General features: G+C 51.3%; 2 tRNA genes and 1 rRNA gene. All 3 read left to right on the top strand.

What is annotated here, in order from left to right:
- Window positions 1–2: 2 nt before the first annotated feature.
- The 3 genes from rrf (at window position 3) to OCV62_RS18100 (ending at window position 361) form a co-directional block, all read left to right on the top strand.
- A 5S ribosomal RNA gene (rrf, locus tag OCV62_RS18110) occupies window positions 3–120 on the top strand.
- 26 nt (window positions 121–146) lie between these two features.
- Window positions 147–220: transfer RNA gene (locus tag OCV62_RS18105), tRNA-Ile, on the top strand.
- 68 nt (window positions 221–288) lie between these two features.
- Window positions 289–361 (top strand) — tRNA-Ala (locus OCV62_RS18100).
- Window positions 362–396: the final 35 nt, after the last annotated feature.

The following is a 396-nucleotide window of genomic DNA, read 5'->3' as shown; positions in this document are numbered from 1 at the left end:
TTTCCGGTGGCGATGCGCTTAGGGGACACACCCGTTCTCATCCCGAACACGATGGTTAAGACCTAAGCGGCCGATGGTACTATGCTGGAGACGGTATGGGAGAGCAGGTGGCTGCCGGAATCCATTAAAAGTCAGAGAAATCTGATGGGCTTATAGCTCAGCTGGTTAGAGCGCACGCCTGATAAGCGTGAGGTCGGTGGTTCGAGTCCACTTAAGCCCATAGGGTGAAAACCCGAAGCTGACAGAGAAAGTCAGAGCAAGTACCAACAATAGCATAATTACCCGTAAGGGGGCATAGCTCAGTTGGGAGAGCACCTGCCTTGCAAGCAGGGGGTCGAGAGTTCGAATCTCTCTGTCTCCACGGAATCGAGATAAAACTGTTTCGATTCAAAAAAA

Source organism: Gallintestinimicrobium propionicum (assembly GCF_025567525.1).
Taxonomy (GTDB): Bacteria; Bacillota; Clostridia; order Lachnospirales; family Lachnospiraceae; genus Gallintestinimicrobium; species Gallintestinimicrobium propionicum.
This window is presented reverse-complemented; position numbering and strand designations above follow the sequence as displayed.